General features: G+C 69.2%; 1 pseudogene. It reads left to right on the top strand.

The window, feature by feature from the left end:
- Positions 1-211, top strand: a pseudogene (locus tag ACYQ1K_RS28085) (IS21 family transposase); the annotation flags it as partial.

Raw genomic sequence — 211 nt, 5'->3', positions numbered from 1 at the left:
GCACGGATGGACATCATTTCGGCCTACCGCGAGGTGGGCAGTTACCGGGGAGCGGCCGCCATGTGCGGGACGACCCACAAGACCGTGAAGCGGATCATCGAGGCCCACCAGGCCAGCAGCCGGGGCGAACCCCCGACGCCGCGGGCGGTTCGAGGGCACAACTACGAGAGCGTGGCTGATCTGGTCGCGGGCAAGGTCCACGAGACCGCCG

This window comes from Nocardioides sp. AN3, assembly GCF_054653495.1.
This window is presented reverse-complemented; position numbering and strand designations above follow the sequence as displayed.